18 protein-coding genes are annotated in these 18,074 nt (G+C 48.1%); 3 read left to right on the top strand and 15 right to left on the bottom strand.

Features of this window, described 5'->3' with window-relative positions:
* Positions 1–116: 116 nt before the first annotated feature.
* Positions 117–1,187 carry a hypothetical protein gene (locus tag HBA26_RS09025; protein ID WP_166720889.1) on the top strand — a complete coding sequence of 357 codons (1,071 nt, stop codon included), beginning with the start codon at positions 117–119 and terminating at the stop codon, positions 1,185–1,187.
* Between the two features lie 491 nt (positions 1,188–1,678).
* On the opposite strand, the gene HBA26_RS09020 is transcribed toward HBA26_RS09025, so the two are convergent.
* The 3 genes from HBA26_RS09020 to HBA26_RS09010 form a co-directional block, all read right to left on the bottom strand.
* Complete coding sequence (locus HBA26_RS09020) at positions 1,679–2,947, bottom strand: Y-family DNA polymerase (protein ID WP_166720888.1); 1,269 nt, start codon at positions 2,945–2,947, stop codon at positions 1,679–1,681.
* A gap of 2 nt (positions 2,948–2,949) precedes the next feature.
* On the bottom strand, positions 2,950–3,369 hold the full coding sequence (locus HBA26_RS09015) for a translesion error-prone DNA polymerase V autoproteolytic subunit (protein ID WP_020884462.1): 420 nt from the start codon (positions 3,367–3,369) through the stop codon (positions 2,950–2,952).
* Between the two features lie 172 nt (positions 3,370–3,541).
* Entirely contained in the window at positions 3,542–4,099 is a 558-nt protein-coding gene (locus HBA26_RS09010; RefSeq protein WP_166720887.1) for a recombinase family protein, read from the bottom strand.
* Positions 4,100–4,226: 127 nt separating this feature from the next.
* Between HBA26_RS09010 and HBA26_RS09005 the strand changes: the two genes are divergently transcribed.
* On the top strand, positions 4,227–5,258 hold the full coding sequence (locus tag HBA26_RS09005; RefSeq protein WP_166720886.1) for a tail fiber domain-containing protein: 1,032 nt from the start codon (positions 4,227–4,229) through the stop codon (positions 5,256–5,258).
* A 53-nt stretch (positions 5,259–5,311) separates the two neighbouring features.
* On the opposite strand, the gene HBA26_RS09000 is transcribed toward HBA26_RS09005, so the two are convergent.
* A complete protein-coding gene (locus tag HBA26_RS09000; protein WP_166720885.1) occupies positions 5,312–6,493 on the bottom strand; it encodes a tail fiber domain-containing protein in 1,182 nt (393 codons plus the stop codon).
* 126 nt (positions 6,494–6,619) lie between these two features.
* Between HBA26_RS09000 and HBA26_RS08995 the strand changes: the two genes are divergently transcribed.
* On the top strand, positions 6,620–6,982 hold the full coding sequence (locus HBA26_RS08995) for a hypothetical protein (RefSeq protein ID WP_166720884.1): 363 nt from the start codon (positions 6,620–6,622) through the stop codon (positions 6,980–6,982).
* On the opposite strand, the gene HBA26_RS08990 is transcribed toward HBA26_RS08995, so the two are convergent.
* The 11 genes from HBA26_RS08990 to HBA26_RS08940 form a co-directional block, all read right to left on the bottom strand.
* Positions 6,947–7,588, bottom strand: a complete 642-nt coding sequence (locus HBA26_RS08990) for a hypothetical protein (protein ID WP_166720883.1) — start codon at positions 7,586–7,588, stop codon at positions 6,947–6,949. The genes HBA26_RS08995 and HBA26_RS08990 overlap by 36 nt on opposite strands.
* Complete coding sequence (locus tag HBA26_RS08985) at positions 7,585–7,887, bottom strand: hypothetical protein (protein ID WP_224065694.1); 303 nt, start codon at positions 7,885–7,887, stop codon at positions 7,585–7,587. Before HBA26_RS08985 ends, HBA26_RS08990 begins: the two co-directional genes overlap by 4 nt.
* Positions 7,881–11,321 carry a phage tail protein gene (locus HBA26_RS08980; protein WP_166720882.1) on the bottom strand — a complete coding sequence of 1,147 codons (3,441 nt, stop codon included), beginning with the start codon at positions 11,319–11,321 and terminating at the stop codon, positions 7,881–7,883. Before HBA26_RS08980 ends, HBA26_RS08985 begins: the two co-directional genes overlap by 7 nt.
* Positions 11,322–11,374: 53 nt before the next feature.
* Entirely contained in the window at positions 11,375–12,109 is a 735-nt protein-coding gene (locus tag HBA26_RS08975) for a YnfC family lipoprotein (protein WP_243854833.1), read from the bottom strand.
* 35 nt (positions 12,110–12,144) lie between these two features.
* Positions 12,145–12,747 (bottom strand): tail assembly protein, encoded by a 603-nt coding sequence (locus HBA26_RS08970; protein ID WP_143347122.1) that lies wholly within the window; start codon positions 12,745–12,747, stop codon positions 12,145–12,147.
* Positions 12,748–12,841: 94 nt separating this feature from the next.
* Positions 12,842–13,453: a hypothetical protein gene (locus HBA26_RS08965; RefSeq protein ID WP_126327719.1), complete on the bottom strand. Its 612-nt coding sequence runs from the start codon at positions 13,451–13,453 to the stop codon at positions 12,842–12,844.
* A gap of 36 nt (positions 13,454–13,489) precedes the next feature.
* On the bottom strand, positions 13,490–14,203 hold the full coding sequence (locus HBA26_RS08960) for a C40 family peptidase (protein WP_136431267.1): 714 nt from the start codon (positions 14,201–14,203) through the stop codon (positions 13,490–13,492).
* Position 14,204: 1 nt separating this feature from the next.
* The gene (locus tag HBA26_RS08955) at positions 14,205–14,960 is read right to left on the bottom strand and encodes a phage minor tail protein L (protein WP_166720881.1); all 756 of its coding nucleotides are present in this window, start codon (positions 14,958–14,960) and stop codon (positions 14,205–14,207) included.
* Positions 14,957–15,304: a phage tail protein gene (locus tag HBA26_RS08950; protein ID WP_166720880.1), complete on the bottom strand. Its 348-nt coding sequence runs from the start codon at positions 15,302–15,304 to the stop codon at positions 14,957–14,959. The genes HBA26_RS08955 and HBA26_RS08950 overlap by 4 nt, the downstream gene beginning before the upstream one ends.
* Before the next feature lie 56 nt (positions 15,305–15,360).
* On the bottom strand, positions 15,361–15,714 hold the full coding sequence (locus HBA26_RS08945) for a hypothetical protein (RefSeq protein ID WP_023617196.1): 354 nt from the start codon (positions 15,712–15,714) through the stop codon (positions 15,361–15,363).
* Between the two features lie 76 nt (positions 15,715–15,790).
* Positions 15,791–18,074, bottom strand: a 2,284-nt coding sequence (locus HBA26_RS08940) for a phage tail tape measure protein (RefSeq protein WP_166720879.1), incomplete at its 5' end; no start/stop codon positions are given.

Below are 18,074 nucleotides of genomic sequence, written 5' to 3'. Positions count from 1 at the left end.
ATTGTTTAGTTCAAAAGATGAATGCATGATATAATCTATCTATATCGCCTTTGAAAGTGAGAAAAAAAGTGGATAGGTTGTACGAACTGGGAAAAAGATTTGATAGATTATTATATATGAGTATTGTTGTTGTTATTTTTAGTTTCCTCACCTGCTCCTTATTAATCACATTAAGCAGCCAAAATCTATTTACTTTAATAACCTCATACAAAGATATAAAACAGCAAATCGAAGCAAAAAGAGAAAAAATAGAATTTATCGAAAAACAAATTGCAGCTATTAATGAAAACGTGTCGGATGTTCTAGGTTTTCGAGAAAGATTTAACAAATCAGAGGGGGATACAGTAAGCTATAAATCAAAAATCGAAAATGAATTTTTCTCCATTAGGAAAAAAATAATAAATGAGAGCCTGATTGAAATAGACCTTAATGAGGTGAACTCAATTAACGAGTTAAATTACTTCATGTACGATGTGTTGAAAAAAGAGATTGAAAAATCAAGTGTGGGCTATAATGTAAGGGATAAAATAGAATCGGCCCTCCCTGAAAAAAATAAAATCGCAAACTATCATGATACAATGAACTGGTTGGATGAAAAAATAAAGGATGAGAGTAATTCAAAAATAGAGATAGTCAACATAGAATCAACCTTAATTATCCCATTTAAAATAGGTGACATGGCATCTAGTGTATCATTGATAAGTATAGCAAAAATAGCTAGTTATGTTATGCCTGTATTCATGGTTATTTGGTTGGGTTCACTGTTCGTTACTCGGAGAATAGAGATGATGAATCTTATGAAAACAAAGGATATATCATTGATATACCCACATATTTTTAATATTTTCTCAGTGGACACAACAAAATCTCAAGATTTTAATCTTTATCTCTTAGGCGATGAAAAGATAAGAAAACAAATAAACGCCTCTATATTTCTAATAAAGGCAACAAAAGGTTTTTTATTTATATCATTAGCACTCGCAATGTGTGGGCCATTGTATTATGGCGAAATTATTTACCTGATGAACTACAACACAACCTCCCTGTCACTATTTATTGTTTCTTGTTTTTGCATACTAATAAATATAATCCAAGTAGTTGGGTGTGTTTACTTTGAGTCAATTTCATCCAATGTTATTTATAGAATAAAAAATGGTGTAGTTGATAGGTATGAACTTAGTTTTTAATTTAATAATAACTCCTTTTGACAATATTTTTTCCACTCATGGCTCTCCTAAAGAGGGCCTCCCACTCCTTTACTTTTCCTTCCTGTAATTGATTGAATTTATAACTCATAGGTTTTCTCTACAAAGTCACGCTCAACTAAGGTGGGAAGAGTTTCCTCCCTGTGTCAATAGCATCCATGCCGGAGAAATTCTGTGCCTGCATGTCGATGAGCCCTACCATGGTAAAGGATTTGCACAGGCACTGATGTAAAAGTGCTTTGCTGAATTTGAGGCAAAGGGATCGGATCCTGTACGGTTAGGTGTCTGGGAACATAACCCAAGGGCAATCTCTTTTTACCGTAAGCTTGGGTTTACCGAGGTGGGTGAGCATATTTTTCAGGTTGGGTCAGACCCGCAGAGAGATATCATTATGAAACGCTCAACTTACGCTAGCTGAACATACATTTTGACATCCGCTTTTGGCACAAAGCGGAGCAAGACATCAGGATAACTTATCGGACTCTTAGAAGATCTGAATATCTCGTCGTATATCGAGGCGACAACATTTCTCGCTTCATCTGCCATTGCTGCTGAATGCCCTGCCCTGCGAAATACAGTGTTCCTCTGCCGTCTCTGGCATTGAGTTGATCCAGAACCTCCATCAGTTTATCACTACCGGCCCGCGGCGCGTTTTCATCAAACAAGTTGAGTTGAGCCACGCCCTGGCTGAAGAAGTCACCGAGCATGATCCCTGCTTTCTGGTACCGGTGACCATCCTTCCAGATTTTGTCCAGGCACTTTACCGCGGCGTTGATGATGTCTCGGGAATCCTGTGTAGGGGTGAGAAGCTTCATTGAAGCACTATTGCCGTAATATGGCTCGTTAAGCGCAAAGGGAGAGGTTTTCACGAAGGCAGAGATAAAGCGGCAGTACTGATGCTCGCCGCGAAGCTTTTCGGCCCCACGCGCTGCATAGCTGCAGATAGCCTGGCGCATTTGTTCGTACTCGGTGACGCGTTCGCCAAATGACCTGCTGCAGACAATTTCCTGCTTTGCTGGTGCAAACTCTTCCAGATCGAGACATGGCTCTCCGCGCAGCTCCCTAACCGTTCGCTCGAGTACCACGTTAAAGTGTTTACGGATAATCCAGGTGCTTTGTTCTGAGAGGTCCAGAGCCGTTTTGATACCCATTGCGTTCAGCTTCTTACTGATGCGCCTACCTACGCCCCATACATCCTCCACAGGCACAATAGCCAACAGCCGACGCTGGCGATCAATATTGGACAGGTCCACTACCCCGCCCGTTTGCCGCTGCCATTTCTTCGCGGCGTGGTTGGCCAGCTTGGCCAGTGTCTTCGTCTGGGCAATGCCAACCCCGACTGTCAGATGCGTACGCTTCAGAATCGTAGAGCGGATTTCTTTCCCGAAGTCAGTCAGGTTTCGGCAGTTGCGAACACCACTCAGGTCGCAAAAAGCTTCGTCGATGCTGTAAATTTCGACGCGAGGGCTCATTTCCTCAAGAGTCGTCATTACCCGGTTCGACATGTCTGCGTATAGCTCGTAATTACTGCTGAAGCAAACAACACCAGCGCGCCGGAATAAGTCCCTTTGTTTGAAGAAAGGCTCTCCCATTGTAATTCCGGCGACTTTGGCCTCGGCACTGCGTGCGATTACACAGCCATCATTATTCGAGAGCACGACCACCGGCCGCCCCCTTAAATCGGGCCGAAACACCGTCTCGCATGATGCGTAGAACGAATTCACATCACAGAGAGCAAACATATTCAGCTAGCAGATTTAACGATGAAAGTCACGACGCCGAATACATCCAGCGTGTCTTCGCTACCAACAACAATCGGACTGTAGGCGCTGTTCATAGGATTGAGTTGCACAGTCGGGCGCAGTTGCAGGCGTTTAACAGTGAACTCCCCCTCCACCGCGGCGATGACAATGTCTCCATGCTCAGCAGTCCTGGAGCTGTCCACCACCAGCAGATCGCCATCACTGATCCCGGCCTCAATCATCGAGTCGCCTGCAGCTTTAACGAAATATGTCGAGCTCGGGTGAGCGACAAGTAACTCATTGAGATCGATGCGCTGTTCAACGTAATCAGCCGCGGGGCTCGGGAAACCACACTGGACTAAGTCACTGAAAAGCGGGAGAGCGATGATTTCTCGCAATTCTGTTGGCCTAATGAATTCCATTGTACACACCTCAAACACTGTTTTTATATACAGTAGTTTTATTTGTAAGTGTCCGCAAGATGCATGCCCTACCGTCACTGCTTAAAGCTTCGCCGTTTCGTTTCTAAGTTTCTATTCAGCTTCGAGTTATGAGTTTTGTAAATTTTATGGCCGTAACTCAGGGTGAACAGATTTAAGCCGATTTCGAAACTGGGAACTTTTTATACATTGTACAAACCGCCACATCATAGATGATTGCCACCTGCTTCCTGTCCGCGCCGTTCGCTATCAGTCGACCCGCCTGCGCCCATTGTTCCTGGGTGAGCTTTGGCCTCCTCCCGCCGATTCGTCCTTTCTCACGAGCTGCGGCCAACCCTGCCCGGGTGCGCTCTACTATCAATTCCCTCTCCATTTCTGCCAGCGCTGACATGATATGAAAGATGAAGCGCCCCATCGGGCTTGATGTGTCGATGCTGTCCGTGAGGCTCTTAAAGTGGATGCCGCGTTGCCGGAGTTCGTCCACCAGCAGCACCAGATTCCGCATGCTGCGACCGAGTCGATCCAGTTTCCAGACCACCAGCGTATCCCCCTCATTTAATGCCTTGAGAAGCCTTTTGAGTGCTGGCCGATTCGCTACCGTTCCGCTCATTTTTTCTTCGAAAATTTGTTCACATCCTGCGCGTTCGAGCGCTTGCCGCTGAAGATCCGTATTTTGGTCATTTGTTGACACCCTAACGTAGCCAATTTGCATATTTTTCACCCAGTTATTTTTGCAAAAAAATCAGGTGAAGTTATCGGCCAGGCCGCTCAAGAGCAATCTATAAAACGTCGGTTTTGGAAACAGCGCCACCAGGAACGTTGGAACGGCGGCGGGAACCGTGGCGGCCGGGGATGATTCGCGGTTTAATACTGTCGATAAAAAAACAGGGGGAAATGTTACTGGCAGTTTGATGGTAACTCAGGGCAATAGTATTGGAGTATCCACTCAGGCCGGCGGTGATAAGACCATTAAGCTATACAACATCACAGGGGATGGGACTGAAGGAGGTTATGTAAACGCGGTGGGAGGGGCCTGGTATGGCGGGAACTGGACTCTTGGCGGCGTTCGGGGAGGCGCGTCTAATTTAGACAGAGCGCAGTTAAATGTTAATAGCGGAACTGGTACGGCGGGGTCATTTTTATTTTACCCTGATGAAAGATTCAAATCATCTTCGTGTGGAGCTGATGGGGCTGGATATGGTGGCTCTTGGTCAGACATTAACACATGGCAAAGGAATATCTCTTTTTTTAGGGGGAACTTAGCTGTTAATAATGATGCAGGGTTTATTCCCTTTGCCCGCTGGCATAGTCAATGCAGTGGCGGATATTCTTCCACTGTAGGGCTTGGCTCTATAGCTACCGGGCCTAGTTCATGGGCGGATGTCGCAATAACAACACTCGGGGATGGTGGCTCTGCCGGACAGCGTATATTTCAATTCACGACAGCAAACGGTGATATATATGCTAATGCTGGTGGAAATCTTTCCGGTAACTATATTTTCCAGAAACAGCCTAACTGTGATATTACGCTAAAGCACGATGTGAAATATGATGATGGTTATCAGTCATACGCGAATATAAAGAAGCTCCTGCCAGCAACTTACGTCTACAACGACGACCCTCGTGAGAGGGTTCGCCGGGGTATCATTGCCCAGGATGTCATGAAAATTGACAGCGAGTACGTCAAACTGGTTCCTGCATCACCAGCGTTCGACAGTGAGGGCAACAGGATTGATGCTGATGATACGTTGGCGCTTGATACGAACGTCATTATGCTTGATACGGTGCTGGCCCTGAATTACGTCATCAAGAAGCTGGAGGCTACACAGAACGAGCTGGAGGATCTTAAGCTAAAAATAGCGGCATCATGAAGCCCGAGCATTCAGTTGCAGCCCGTTCCGGCAAATGACGGGCTGCAAAATATTCAGCTTCCTGATTCCAGTTTTTCAACCTTACTCGTCAAATCATCGACCTTAACCATTAGGGCAAGAATGGCCTCATGGTGCAGAGCTGCCGCCACACCTGATGTGTCTAAGGCCAGTGTTTTTTCCACAATCTCGCCATTTCCCAGCCTTGTTTCCCCATACTCTTTTACCGCTTCAGGGAAAATTTTTTTAACCTCCTGAGCGATAAAACCGTAACCATGCAGATTGTTATCTTTACGATCCCACTCTACCCCCCTGAATAATTTCATCTTATCCAGAGCATCCTCGATAGTTTTAATATTGTCTTTGATTCTGGCATCAGATGTATTTACCCAATTGCCGACCGCACGGCCATCGACATTAAAACTCCATACAGGGTTACCTCTTGGAGCATTTACCCCGATCAATATTTGCTCAGTCTCATAATCATTCGTGCTATAAGCGGCAACAATAAATCCCTGTGAATTTGGTCTTTTTAGTTTCATCCCTCCATAAATAGCCCCTTGGTCACCCGGCTTTACCGTTTCAAGCATCGTTGTATGGCCGTAGGAGTGATCAATATATAAAGCGTCACCATTGATAGATGTACCGCCATTGATAGTACCTCCGCTCTTTCCGTTCACAGTTCCGAACCGTGAATCATCCCCGGCCGCCACGGTTCCCGCCGCCGTTCCAACGTTCCTGGTGGCGCTGTTTCCAAAACCGAGGTTTGTGCGAGCGTCTGCGGCATTCGTTGCGCCGGTTCCGCCGTCTGCGACAGCAACCGCACCGTTGCTCCCTTTCTGTGCCAGTTTACCGATGCCAGGGATGGTGACGGAGGTGCCGTTGATCGTAACGGTAATACTCTGGTTGGCTGAGGTTGTGGCGAACGTCTCCCACGCGCCAATGTTCTCGTCATAATCTTTGATGAGCTGTGACATCGCCTGTGCCAGCCCGTCTACAGAGATATTGTCGGACACCAGGATTCCATACTTCTGACCACTCAGTGCCGGAGCGGCAGCAGGTGTAACCGTCATCGAGGTGGAGCTGTCCACGCTTGAGATCTGGAAAATTTGAACCGGGCTCGACATGACGATAATCGTCTGGCCAGCGCGGACCTGGCTGGCTGGCGCCGTCCAGTTTGTACCCGTCCCGGTGGCGGTATTTCCGTTGATAGCAATAGTGCCAGTGTTATAAAGCATGAACTACCTCACGATAATAACGATCGTTTAAAGCGATCAATAATGTAAAATTGATCGCTCTTATCAATCTGACTATTTTTTAAACTCAAATAAAATGGATATTCCCGCAGATACAGGAATGTAGAAATGAAACGATTATTTGCCGTGGCACTTTTGCTGGCGGCTGGCTGTGCCGATAAAGACAGAGACTATGCATTCAAAATGGATTACCCGGTGGATGCGGCGCGCTTATCCCTTGGGGGAGATATTCACGTGAATATTGACTGCGCTACGAGGGAAGTTAACGTAATTTCAGACAGCAGTAATGGCATCTTCAGCCGACATGTAAATAAGCGGCTCAGCAATATCTGTTATAAGAAAACGGATAAGCTTGATGTTGTATACCGATTCGAACCTGCAAAGGGTGTAAAGCAAGACATGATCGCTACTCAATACCCCCGCGTCCCGCCAGTATCAAATTCCGACAAACTGAGCGATGGGAATTCGTAACCCTCGTCCCTGTAGTGTCTGGCTCCAGTTGCGCTGATTTTTGGATATATACCTGCCCTGCAGCTGTGAGCCAGTCCATTTTAAAGCGATCCCTGAGTAACCCGTCGCCCCGCCATCATCACTTAGATTTCCCGGACAGTTGTTAACCAGAATCCACGGGTTAAAGCCGAGGTTTATCGTAAAGGTATTGTTCTGCAGATCATAACTCGCTGGCACATCAAAAAAACCAACTACCCTGGGCATTTTCGATGCTGATGCAGCGCTCCAAATAAGGTTTCCACCAGCGTCGAAAACATCAAGGTAACCGCTCTGCATTCCAATATTTCGCGTCGTGCGTATCATCCTCCCTGCATTATCTTCAAGAAGATCGGCGCCGGGTAAACCATACTTATTTGCATCCAGTTGAAGCCAGCGCAAATTCCCGTCATTCCAGAATTGTTGCTGGGTAAATCCCAGCGTGCTTCCGTCACCAAACGGGCTGTCTACACGGTAAAACCCTTTTTCAGTCACAGCCCCCAGAGAGCGCTGATCATAAAAAAGGGTGGACCTGTTTTGCGAATCGACGAGCAACTTGCCGGCACTGTTGTAAACTTCAAATCCACTCATTGAAAGTTATAAACCTCAACATTAAAAGTGAATGCCGGGCTACCTGTGATAGGCAAATAGAATGCAGTAAAGCCGCCATTATAAGCACGACAGTAATATTCGTTTGCAGTAACGCCAGCCGTGACAATCGATATAAATGTACCGTCTTGAGTAATGCCGGGATAGGAAACATCCTTAGTCGTTTCCCCCGCCGCAAATGTTACTGAAGTGCTTCCAATATACCGAATAGCGTAATCACTTAAATCGACGGCAATACGCCCCGCGCCGTCCCAGCACTGTAAACCCTGTGGCATTACCATAACCCCATTCTGACGCGCAGCACGTTGTTGCTGTCGTAGATTTGAATGAGCGTGCTGGATATCAGCATCCTTCCGCCGCCGCCCACACCGTTAATTTCAAACGTTCCCCCTTTATCGAGTCTCCAGCCGGCAGATCCCGCCACATAGTTATTGGACTGAATAAAGTTGCCGATTTTGGCGTTTTCAATAGTACCGTCCTGAATGAAGCTGGCCCGGATAAACGTCTGCCCGTTCTGGATAACAAACGGTAACGCCACACCGTTGCCAGCTGCCGTGGTGACAGCAAAACGGTCGGCCAGGAAGATAACCTGAGACTGCATACCGGATGGCGTATTCTCAACGCCGATCCCCATGCCTGCCGCGTAATACTGGCCGTTACTCGTTAACCCAACTTTGATGTTGTACATCGCGCTGAGTTCGCCGTTTACGTTCGCAATTGCTTGGGCATTCGTTGTAATCGCCGCCGTATGACCGTTAACGGTCGCCGTGATGGAGTTTATCTGCGTGGACGTGGCCTGCTGATAATTCGAAACCGTCTGGCTCAGGCTGTTGATGGATGCTGTATTGCCGTTGACATCTGTCTGCAGGCTCAGCAATGCGCGTGCTGTTGCCTCCTTCTCGTTTACTATCACTTCGTCGAGACGGTCTAACTGCGCGCTGTTACCTGCGACCGATGCCGACAGCGTTTTACGCGCGGCCACCTGCGCCAGCCCGTTCTGAATAATGGCTATTGCTGAGTTTTTTACGCCTCCTATCATGCCGTCCATAGAGACATACATTTCATCGATTTTCACCTCAGCCTTGGCCAGTCCGTCAGAGTTTTTCTGTATGGCAAGCGCCTGCTGTTCGAGTTCATTGTTTGCCTGCAGGATATCGTCAGCCATACCAGCAATTTTTTCGCTGGTATCTACAGCATTCTCTATCAGGTCCTTGAACGTCTCAGACCCTTTGATGTCCTCCAGGATCACATCGGTTATGTCGGAAACATCGATACTGGCCTGCCCGCGCACCCAATCCGTATACCCGGACTCGTTACCCGTTCTGTCGACCAGCTGCGCGCGGTACCAGAAAATCTGTCCTGCCTTCAATCCCATCTGCTGATATTTACGCTGCGGGTATGGCACATCTGCCAGCAGCATCGCATCGTCCTCAGTACCCGTCAGGCTGTACTGAATTTCGTTCTTCAGCGTGTCGTCGGTATTCGCCGGGAATCCCCAGTTCAGCTCGATACCGAAAACCACGTTTTCAGAAGCGATGAAGCCAACCGGCTTCGGTGGATTGCCCACTTTACCCGTCAGCGTTTTCTCTTCTGAATACCCCCATCCAGATGAAATTTCAGCGGCGTTGATTGCGCGCACGCGCACCAGATAGCGCCCGGCATAAATCCCCGGGACGTCGAATGACGTGGTGGAGCTGCGCGGCACGTTAACCCAGTTCCCGTCATTGCGGCGCCATTGCGCTTCATAGGCGATAGCGTTCTGCGCCTGGTCCCAGCTCACGCGCATCGTTTCGACGCTGATATTTTGCTGAACCACGGAAAACGAGCTGATCACGATGTTCGCAGGCGGCGACTGGTTGCCCGGCGGGATCACGCTCACCGGCCGCTGGTCAATGATGGCTCCGGTATCAATGCGATCGAATTTATCCGGATCGTGATTTGCCCCCGTGATGGTATATGTCCCGTCATTGTTATCGGTGACACTAATTACCCTGTACTGCTGCGCATAGAGTTCATCAGATTCAATAACCCATACAGCCTCGGCCTGTGGAAGCTCGTTAAAGGCGGTTGTCACGGTAACCATTCCACCTGACAGGGACTGAATCGTCCGGGATTGGGTAATACCCGACGGCAGGTTTACCATTATCCTGTCGCCGACCTTAGCACTTGGTACCCGGTCAAGTTTGAGTACACGACCATTAACCGCAGATAATCGACCGCCTAAATCTCGGCCAGAGAGATTTCGGTCAGCGACAGCAATTATGTAGCCAGGCTGCGGGATATTGCCGTCCAGACCAACGTCAAAGGTGACAACCCTGTCTTTATTGTTGGTCAGGATCCCCCAGCGCCCTTTTCTGTTAGCCTCAGACTGCCGGGTGCAACCGATGGCGGTGATCTCAAGCTGGTTGAAACCATAGCGCGCCACCAGCTCCTGTTCGAAGACTGGCTCCATTGCATCAGCATAGCCATTTGCCGGATCAGACCAGGAAACAAGAGCGTTCGTGTAGCGACTTTTGGTTGTACTGCTGGAATATACGAATTTGCCGTCAACAACGTTTGCATGCGTGTAGGTAAAATCGACATCTCTGGGCATGTCTGCAAGGGCAACAATCTGGTCGTCGCCCCAGTAGGTCACCCCACGGAAGATTGCAGCAAAATCACGGAGGACGGTGTAAGCGTCATTTCGATCCTGAATGTATACGTTGCAGGTGTAACGAGGTTCAGTTCCGCTGCCGCCCTTACCATCCGGTACCGATTGATCACAATATTGAGCGACCTGATAAAGCGTCCATTTGTCGATATTGGCTGCCGTTAGCCGATTACCAAGGCCGAAGCGGTCAGTGACCACCAGATCGTAAAATATCCACGCAGGGTTATCCGTCCATGCCCACTTAAATGCGCCCGTCCAGGTGCCGCTGTATGTTCGTGTTTCAGGGTCATAGTTATCGGGCACACGAATAACACGCCCGCGGGGCTCGCAGGAAATTTGCGGAATTGAACCATTGAACTGGCTCGAGTCAAATTCAATGTACAGAAGCGCGGTATTCGGATAACGCAGTTTCGCGTCGATTACTTCTGTGAAGCTTTGCAGCGTCATCGTGTCGCCAATCTTCGCGCTATTGGCATCGGCTGTAATCTTGCGCAGCCTGATGGTCCATGTGCTGCCCGCCTGAGGTAAATCAATACGGTGGCTGCGTTCATAACCGGAGGTGGTTTTCCCGGTCACGCTGGTATTTAGCACCGTCTGCCAGGTACCGCCATCTGTCTGAAGGTCAATTGCGTAGTTGACCGAATAGCCAACCAGCTCGCCATCGTCCTCCTGTTTGAAGAGAGAAGGCCATTTTAGACGCAGGCGAACAGCTGAAAGCTGCGTATTGGTGAACGTGCGCGTCCATGCAGTGGTGCTGGAAACTTCGGAACCTACATTGATTTCATTTTCGGTACCCGGGATCCCTTGAATGTATTTTTGCGCCTGAGTTCCAGAACGAAACTCCCACGCCACACCGCTGAAGTTCTGCGAACCATCTGCGTTCTCAAGTGCAGTGCCATCGAGATAAATATCGCGCGCAGTCAGGCCACCAGCAAACTCCCCCTCTCCCAGCGCGAGAAGGATTTTTGCCTTGGCTACTGACTGCAGATCGTCTGGCTGTTCCGTAGGAGTTCTTGAGCTTGAACTGCCGCCCTTGCGGCCTTTAATAGCGGTTGCTATAGCCATATTGCGCCCATAAAAAAAGCCACCCGGAGGTGGCTTATTGAAATGTATTTAATCTAGTAGAATTCAACTTTCGTATTCGCTGTCATTAATACTGGCTTCGGCACAGGATTCCCTGCGCTCTGCATTGTTAATTTACATATTTCAGGTACAAGCTTTTCGCTATAATGACAAGTATTCGTTGCTGTATAACCTTCCGAGTAAACTGATGTGTTTATAATTTTATAATCAAGAGGCTTCCTGTCTTTATCAACATAAGATATTTCGTTTTTAGAGAGGACCTTACCAGAACCATAAAACTCAGAACGTATCAAATTAGAATTATCATCATAAAAATGCTCAGATATTTTCTTACCCAAATAATAGGTGTCTTTAATTAAGCCATTCGAGTAAAGAATATATCGCAACTCGTCACCATTTTCATTTTTAGTCAAAATATTACATTTTTCATCGAGCTGTATAGAGAAAGGCTTACCATCTCTTTGGCCAACAAGACTACCATTGCTATTTTTTAGATTTGTTTCATGACCAGACGAAACGTTATCAAGATCTAAGCTTTCGACACAACCATTCTTAGCTAGTTTGATGGCTATTTTATAAGTGACCTTACCATTTTCTTCAACATCAGTATCTAATGATTTGACAGCTCCTTTAACTGGATTGAAATCAAACATAGTAGATAAATTATAGAGGAGAGGTAGGTAATTGTTATCAGCTAAAGCCATGCCTGAAAATAAGGAAGTACAAAGGAAAAGAGTAGATATTTTTTTCATTTTTGAATCTAAGCTCAAGTTACCCCATATTAAGTAAGCTCATTACACGATGCTTACTGCTGATCTTCAACATAGATACCGGCGGAGATGATCGCGCCACCTATACGGCGCCGTCCGTACAAGAGAGGTACCGGATTGCCCTGAGCTGTCGTATTTGTTACTCCACCAAAGGCATAACTAGCCTTGTTGTCTGCCGATTGCTTGCTCGCAAGTCCGGTTGTCTGTGGAGATAGCATCTGCACAACACCGCCAAGGGCCATCGCAGCGCCAAATTGCATTAGAGGTACGCCAACAGCACCACCTCCAAAGTATGACGCCACAGCACCAACTGCGACCAAAGCCACGCCTAAGATGGTCTGGAATACTCCACCACGTTTACTCCCGAGGATAACCGGCGCGATACGGATATCAGCGGTGCTCTGATCCATAGAGAGTTCATCATCGTTCAGGTTACGCTTTCCACTGAATACAGCGTAAGTAAGCCCGCGCTGCTTACTAGTATTCAGGAAACGCTCAAAACCCGGCACGATCACACACAATGCACGAACGGCTTCTTTAGGCGAAGCAACAGAAAGTTTGAATTCACGACCAAATGTTGAGCCAAGTATTCCATAGAGGCGTATGGTTCTCATCGGCTGACCAGTTAAAAATGTCATACATGCCTCCAAAGTCTCTCTTGACTAAGAGAGACTGTTAATGTTGATAGACTTTTTGATGTTTTTACCACGCAATCCAAGAATTCAAATCAACTTACTTATTATTGGCTGACGGATTAGCAACTTCTGGGTGTTTTTTATTGAATTCTATAAAGCTACTTGGGCATTCCTTTGAAAGTAAATAATAATTTACTAAACATGCATCCGCCTTAGCTTCATCGCTCGAATGATACACACCATCTGCCAAAGATAATGTCGGAGCTAAATACCTGGCTTTAATCAACTCTTGCCCCAACGCCAAAGCATCCTTAGAAGTAGCTGCTAAACAAGACGTAAGAGCACCGTCAAATAACGTCTTATTACCTTTGCAATTTAAGGACGCATCTAAGAAGGACTCCTGTAAATCGGTGCGCACTTGAATAAATGCAGGATCAGTAATATTTGAACCAGCCAAGATTCCTATCAGACCTAACCCACCTCCGATTGTAGCAATGGCTGAACCGTTGGCGAGGTTCAAATCTCCCCATACCAACCATCGCAACAGGAAAAAACTCACTGCTACGGACGTTATCAAATATCCAAACCCAGTCCATAGATTGTGACTGTGCCCGAAGAAACTCAAGCATGCAAGCCCGACCCCAACGACAAATGGAACGCAGACCACGACCATTTTAATATAAAAATTATTCAAGTTGACAAATGCCACATTAATATCCGTTAATGAAGTAAGTTGGACTCATTATTATATAAACTTCGATTGATGGCGAAGGATTTTGTTTGTCCTCTCACGCCAATACCCACCATATGGCACACGCTGGCTTAAATGACCGTAAAGATGATGAAGTAAGATATCACCTTCAAGCAATATGCCGGCATGGTTCCACTTGCTAGACTGAACTTGCATGATCACCATATCCCCCGGTTGCAGCGGCCCGTCGAATTCACGGAAACCACACTCATACCAGCAATCCTGATAGAAATTGTCCGGATAGCAGTCCTCCCACCACGGATAATCAACACGGTAATCTTTCAATTCGATACCATGTTCCTGCCTGTAATAGCTCATCACCAGTCCCCAACAGTCATAGTGTCCAAGCACAAACGGCCGCCCGATCAGTGGCAAATCACCGCGGGGAGTGATGGTGCGAAAGTCGCCTTCCGGCCAACTGACAATATGCCAGGGCAGCAACGTTGCATCGCATTGAGCCTTGTCCAGTTCGCTTGGTTGGGTCGTCGCGTCGGGGTGGCTATGTACGATTCCCGTTATCGTCCCCCAGTCTTCAGCAGCAGCGTAATCCTCTGGCGAAAGGTGAAACTGTTCCGTTGGTTCGGCAGCCAGATTACGGCATGGGAAATAGCGTTCCACCCGACTTTTCTGCGCTATTACACCACAGCATTCGCGGGGATATTCTTTCGCGGCATGCACCAGGATGTCCTGAATTGTTTTCTGACGCATGTTAACTCCTGATCAAAGATGTTCCAGGAAAACCACCGAAAGGAAGTTCATTGTGTTCACCAAACCGAAGCTTGCAGGCGGTGAGCGTGCCGTTACATTCATCCAATGAGGGATCGCTTACCGGATTGTTGTTTTTGTCGAAGTAAAGCGTGCCCGTATAATCGCACCCATCGCCGGTGCGGTACTTATTCCGGATGCACCAGGTACACAGGGAATGAAGCTGCCTGGTCGGGATCATCAACCCCTGCAGATCCATCGGGCTGGTAAGAACAAACTCGATACTTTCACCGGGAAGCTCGCTATTTTTACCGTCGATATAGAAAACCCGCTTTCTCACCTGCAAGGGATCTGCTGTTGGATTTCCATCCGGGAAATTGCGCTCATCCAGGTAATGCGCAAAAGTTTCATGAATCGTAACTTTGGCCTGCAGCATATCGTCATAGGCCAGACAGAGCGCAGTGATAGAACTGTCAATGTTGGCAACGGTGAGCGTCGGCTGGGCGCTACTGCCATCGGTTGAAGCTTCCAATCCCTCGAGCTTATATGGCCAGGCACCATACTCTTCGCCCTGCCACCAGATACTCTTCGCCTTTAACTTTGATTCGTCGCCACCAGCAGCCGCAATCTCTTCTTCAGTATGCGGGAGGTTATAAGCGTGAAAGCGCAGAACGTCGTCCAGACCAAACGCAGAACCGTCTACCTCAAGAAGACGTATTTTTTCACCCGGTTCGAGGCGTTGATAATCTTCAGTAATCATGGTGCGTATGCCTGTTTGAAGGTTGCTTTTATGGTCATCACTTTGCTGGATAGCGGCTGGGCTTTAATGGAATCAGCTTCAATCCGGTATAAACCGGTTTCGCCAACAGGAGACGTCCAGATAAAGGATTTTGTGATGTGCTTGCGGCAAAAACTCAGCGCATCGAGCATCTCTGCCTTTTTTCCCGTTAAGGTCATCGGCCATGACTGTTTTTCAGGGTTGATGCCTTCACCGGCGATCTGTTCAAAGCCGTCTCCAAAGGATGCAGAGCGTGTAGTGTAAGTGAGCTCCCCTTCCATTCCAGCCTGAATCTGGGTCCGCCAGATGAACGTTTCTAAGGCCATGTTTGCTCCATAAAAAAAGCCACCCGAGGGTGGCTTGTGACAGTATGAGAAGGAAATTAGCGGGTTTCACAACCAAGCTGAGATTTGTCGATAATCTGCGTGCCTTCAACACGGTAACCATATGTGCCGAACAGAAATGCGTGGTTTAATTGATAAATAACAACGTCGCTTAAGCCTACGGAACACTTATCTTTTTCAATAGCCCGATCCATTGCAGTTTTAACGCTTGGAATGCCCAGCGGGAAAATAACAATTGGAGCTTTGTCTTCACCAGTCACACGCTGACCTTTTTCAAACTTAGCTGCGTTCAGGTTGTAATTTTTGGTACTACCAACAGTCATATCAGCAACACGAACAGTACAGCCAGACAACATTAAAGCCCCAACAGCTAAAGCCACTACCTTCTTCATTTTAAGTTTCCTTTGATTGCAATCGGAAACATCTTAACATGATGAATAATATGATCAAAAAAAACACCGATTCGTCTTATCTTGATTTTGTTGCATTCCAGATGAGACCACCAGGCTGGAGCTGTTTGGCAATACCTGCGCGCACTGACTGATCAATGGTCTGCTTGTAAGCCCGCGAAATAGCGTCGTTGTCACCAGAAGTCTGCTGCTGAGTATTCTGGTTATGAACGGTCACGGACGTTTGAACGGTTACGCCGCTCGTTGCCGAAGATTGCAGCCCATACATCGGGGCACGGCCAACATAGCCGCCGTTTACATACCCTTGGGCGCCCCGCATAAGTGCATAAAGATTACCGACACCCAGCGCACTGGTCGCTTCCTTCGTAAAGACAAACTCACCACCGTGAACTACGCCTTTCGGTTGGTATTTACCGCCATCACCGGTGTAACCACCGCTATCGAACCTCGGCACCAGACCGCCACCAGAGAAACCAAAAAACGCCCCGATACCCGTTCCACCAAAGGCTGACTTCATTCCATTAACCAGAGCCAGTTGAGTCAGCATCTGGGCGATGCCCTTCAGGAAGGTAGTCAGGAAATCTGAGAAGTTAGATTTACCAGTAGTAAAAAAGTCAGTAAGTGTGCTGGCCATCCCGGTGAACGCATTGCTGGTAATCGTCTGCACCTGCGAGTAAACATTGGTCGCGCTGTCCTCAAATTCAGCCCAGCCCTTTTTCGCGCCGGTCAGCCAGTCGCCACGCAACCTGTCCTCTGCATCATAGTAATCATTCGCCGCTTTAAGCTGCTTCTGATAGCCCTCGTCGTCAAGCGAACCTCCAGCATTCTTCCAGCCAGCGGCAAGCTGACTTTTCGCGAGTTCACGTTGTGCCTGACGGTCACTCATCCCGGCACCGTTCACTAATGCAGCCTGCTTCTCTGCCATCTGAGTGACGTATTTCTGCGAGGTATCCATTCGCTTGTTCAGCTGTTCCTGTGCGGTAATCTGATCACCTAACAGGGCTTTCTGCCGTGCCAACTGAAGCACCTGTTCTTTATTCGCCAGCAGGGATTTCTCCTGCTTTGTCAAAGAACGTGAACGCGAGGCCTCCTCCAGCACCTGAAATTTCGCTTCAGTCGTCCACAGATCTTTGCGCTGCTGGCTGATAGTGTCGTTCAGCCCTTTATGCTGCTGCAGCGCGCGTAACTGTGCCTGAAGCGCCAGTAATTCGGCCTGGGCAGCATCCGTGCTGCGATCGCCAGCCGATAAAGTGCCCTGCTTTCCGGTTTGGGTCTTTTTGCCAAAAGCAGCGACTCCTTCCCGATCCTTCTGGGTGGTTGCGGTACTTATCTTTCTGGTCGTATCGAGGTATTTACCTGCACTGATATCAGCCGCATCCCAGTCTTTTTTCAGCTGAGAGACGCTGTCACCATATGCGCCGGCCATTTGTTCGTTGTAGTCCTGCCATCCCTGCAAGGTATCTGTTTTCGCCCAGTCAGGAACGAGGTTAATCGCGGCAGCGATAGAGGATGAAATGATCTGGTTCAGCTTCTGGAAAACGATCGCAACGCTGTAATAAATTGCGTTGAATTCCTTCAGTGTGTTTGATGCCAGCTCAGCTACCCACTGACCGATACTCTGCATGGCCTCAGACGCCCAGCCCTTGATATCCAGCCACAGGCGACCAAACGGTGTCAGCGAGTCGTAAGCCTGCTCCCCACGTTTTGCCATCGTATCGCCAAACAGGTCCATAGCCTGCGTAACGGCCGCGGTCTGGTCCTTTTGCTTTATCAGATCGTCAACATGCTTAAGTTGTGAAACGGTCAGGAAATTATATTGTTCGTTGAGACTCTGCAGCGCTTTAACAGGGTCTTTTTCGATGTCCTTATAGGCTTTGGCGATGTCCTGCGCCGAGACTATACCGGTCTGAACCGCCAACGCCGTGGAGCCCGCTGCTTTTTCAAGTTGCTGCTGTGTCAGCGATCCCATGTCAACCAGCTCAGTCATCAAGCTCTGAACGGTTCCTACAGTAGCCCCAGTAGAGGCAGCAATAGAGTGAGAGGAAGCCATAATCTGGAGCGCTGACGTGCCGGCAATATTGCCAGTCCTGATAATGGCCTTGTTGATTTCGTCGTAGGCGGTGAAGTAGTCCGATCCCGCTTTGGCCGCGATCAGTACAGCGCCAGCCAGGCCACCAATGGCCACTCGGGCAGGAGTCACCATCGACAACATTGCTTTCAGAGCATTGCCCACACCGCCAAACGAGTCACGGAGCTGACCGCCCTGCTGAATAGCAACCATATAAATCGGCATACCGGAAGCCAGTGAAGTCACAATATCGGTCATTTGCATCGGGAGATAA

Source organism: Enterobacter sp. 725m/11, from assembly GCF_011683705.1.
In the GTDB taxonomy this organism is placed as follows: domain Bacteria; phylum Pseudomonadota; class Gammaproteobacteria; order Enterobacterales; family Enterobacteriaceae; genus Enterobacter; species Enterobacter bugandensis.
This window is presented reverse-complemented; position numbering and strand designations above follow the sequence as displayed.

Bases quoted from the DNA above. Each gene is read 5' to 3' on its own strand.
- HBA26_RS08990 (WP_166720883.1), bottom strand. From the start codon at position 7,588: ATGAGTGGATTTGAAGTTTACAACAGTGCCGGCAAGTTGCTCGTCGAT.
- HBA26_RS09020 (WP_166720888.1), bottom strand. From the start codon at position 2,947: ATGTTTGCTCTCTGTGATGTGAATTCGTTCTACGCATCATGCGAGACG.
- HBA26_RS08950 (WP_166720880.1), bottom strand. From the start codon at position 15,304: ATGGCCTTAGAAACGTTCATCTGGCGGACCCAGATTCAGGCTGGAATG.
- HBA26_RS09010 (WP_166720887.1), bottom strand. From the start codon at position 4,099: ATGCAAATTGGCTACGTTAGGGTGTCAACAAATGACCAAAATACGGAT.
- HBA26_RS08955 (WP_166720881.1), bottom strand. From the start codon at position 14,960: ATGATTACTGAAGATTATCAACGCCTCGAACCGGGTGAAAAAATACGT.
- HBA26_RS08970 (WP_143347122.1), bottom strand. From the start codon at position 12,747: ATGACATTTTTAACTGGTCAGCCGATGAGAACCATACGCCTCTATGGA.
- HBA26_RS08985 (WP_224065694.1), bottom strand. From the start codon at position 7,887: ATGGTAATGCCACAGGGTTTACAGTGCTGGGACGGCGCGGGGCGTATT.
- HBA26_RS08960 (WP_136431267.1), bottom strand. From the start codon at position 14,203: ATGCGTCAGAAAACAATTCAGGACATCCTGGTGCATGCCGCGAAAGAA.
- HBA26_RS09015 (WP_020884462.1), bottom strand. From the start codon at position 3,369: ATGGAATTCATTAGGCCAACAGAATTGCGAGAAATCATCGCTCTCCCG.
- HBA26_RS08945 (WP_023617196.1), bottom strand. From the start codon at position 15,714: ATGAAGAAGGTAGTGGCTTTAGCTGTTGGGGCTTTAATGTTGTCTGGC.
- HBA26_RS09025 (WP_166720889.1), top strand. From the start codon at position 117: ATGAGTATTGTTGTTGTTATTTTTAGTTTCCTCACCTGCTCCTTATTA.
- HBA26_RS08995 (WP_166720884.1), top strand. From the start codon at position 6,620: ATGAAACGATTATTTGCCGTGGCACTTTTGCTGGCGGCTGGCTGTGCC.
- HBA26_RS08980 (WP_166720882.1), bottom strand. From the start codon at position 11,321: ATGGCTATAGCAACCGCTATTAAAGGCCGCAAGGGCGGCAGTTCAAGC.
- HBA26_RS09000 (WP_166720885.1), bottom strand. From the start codon at position 6,493: ATGCTTTATAACACTGGCACTATTGCTATCAACGGAAATACCGCCACC.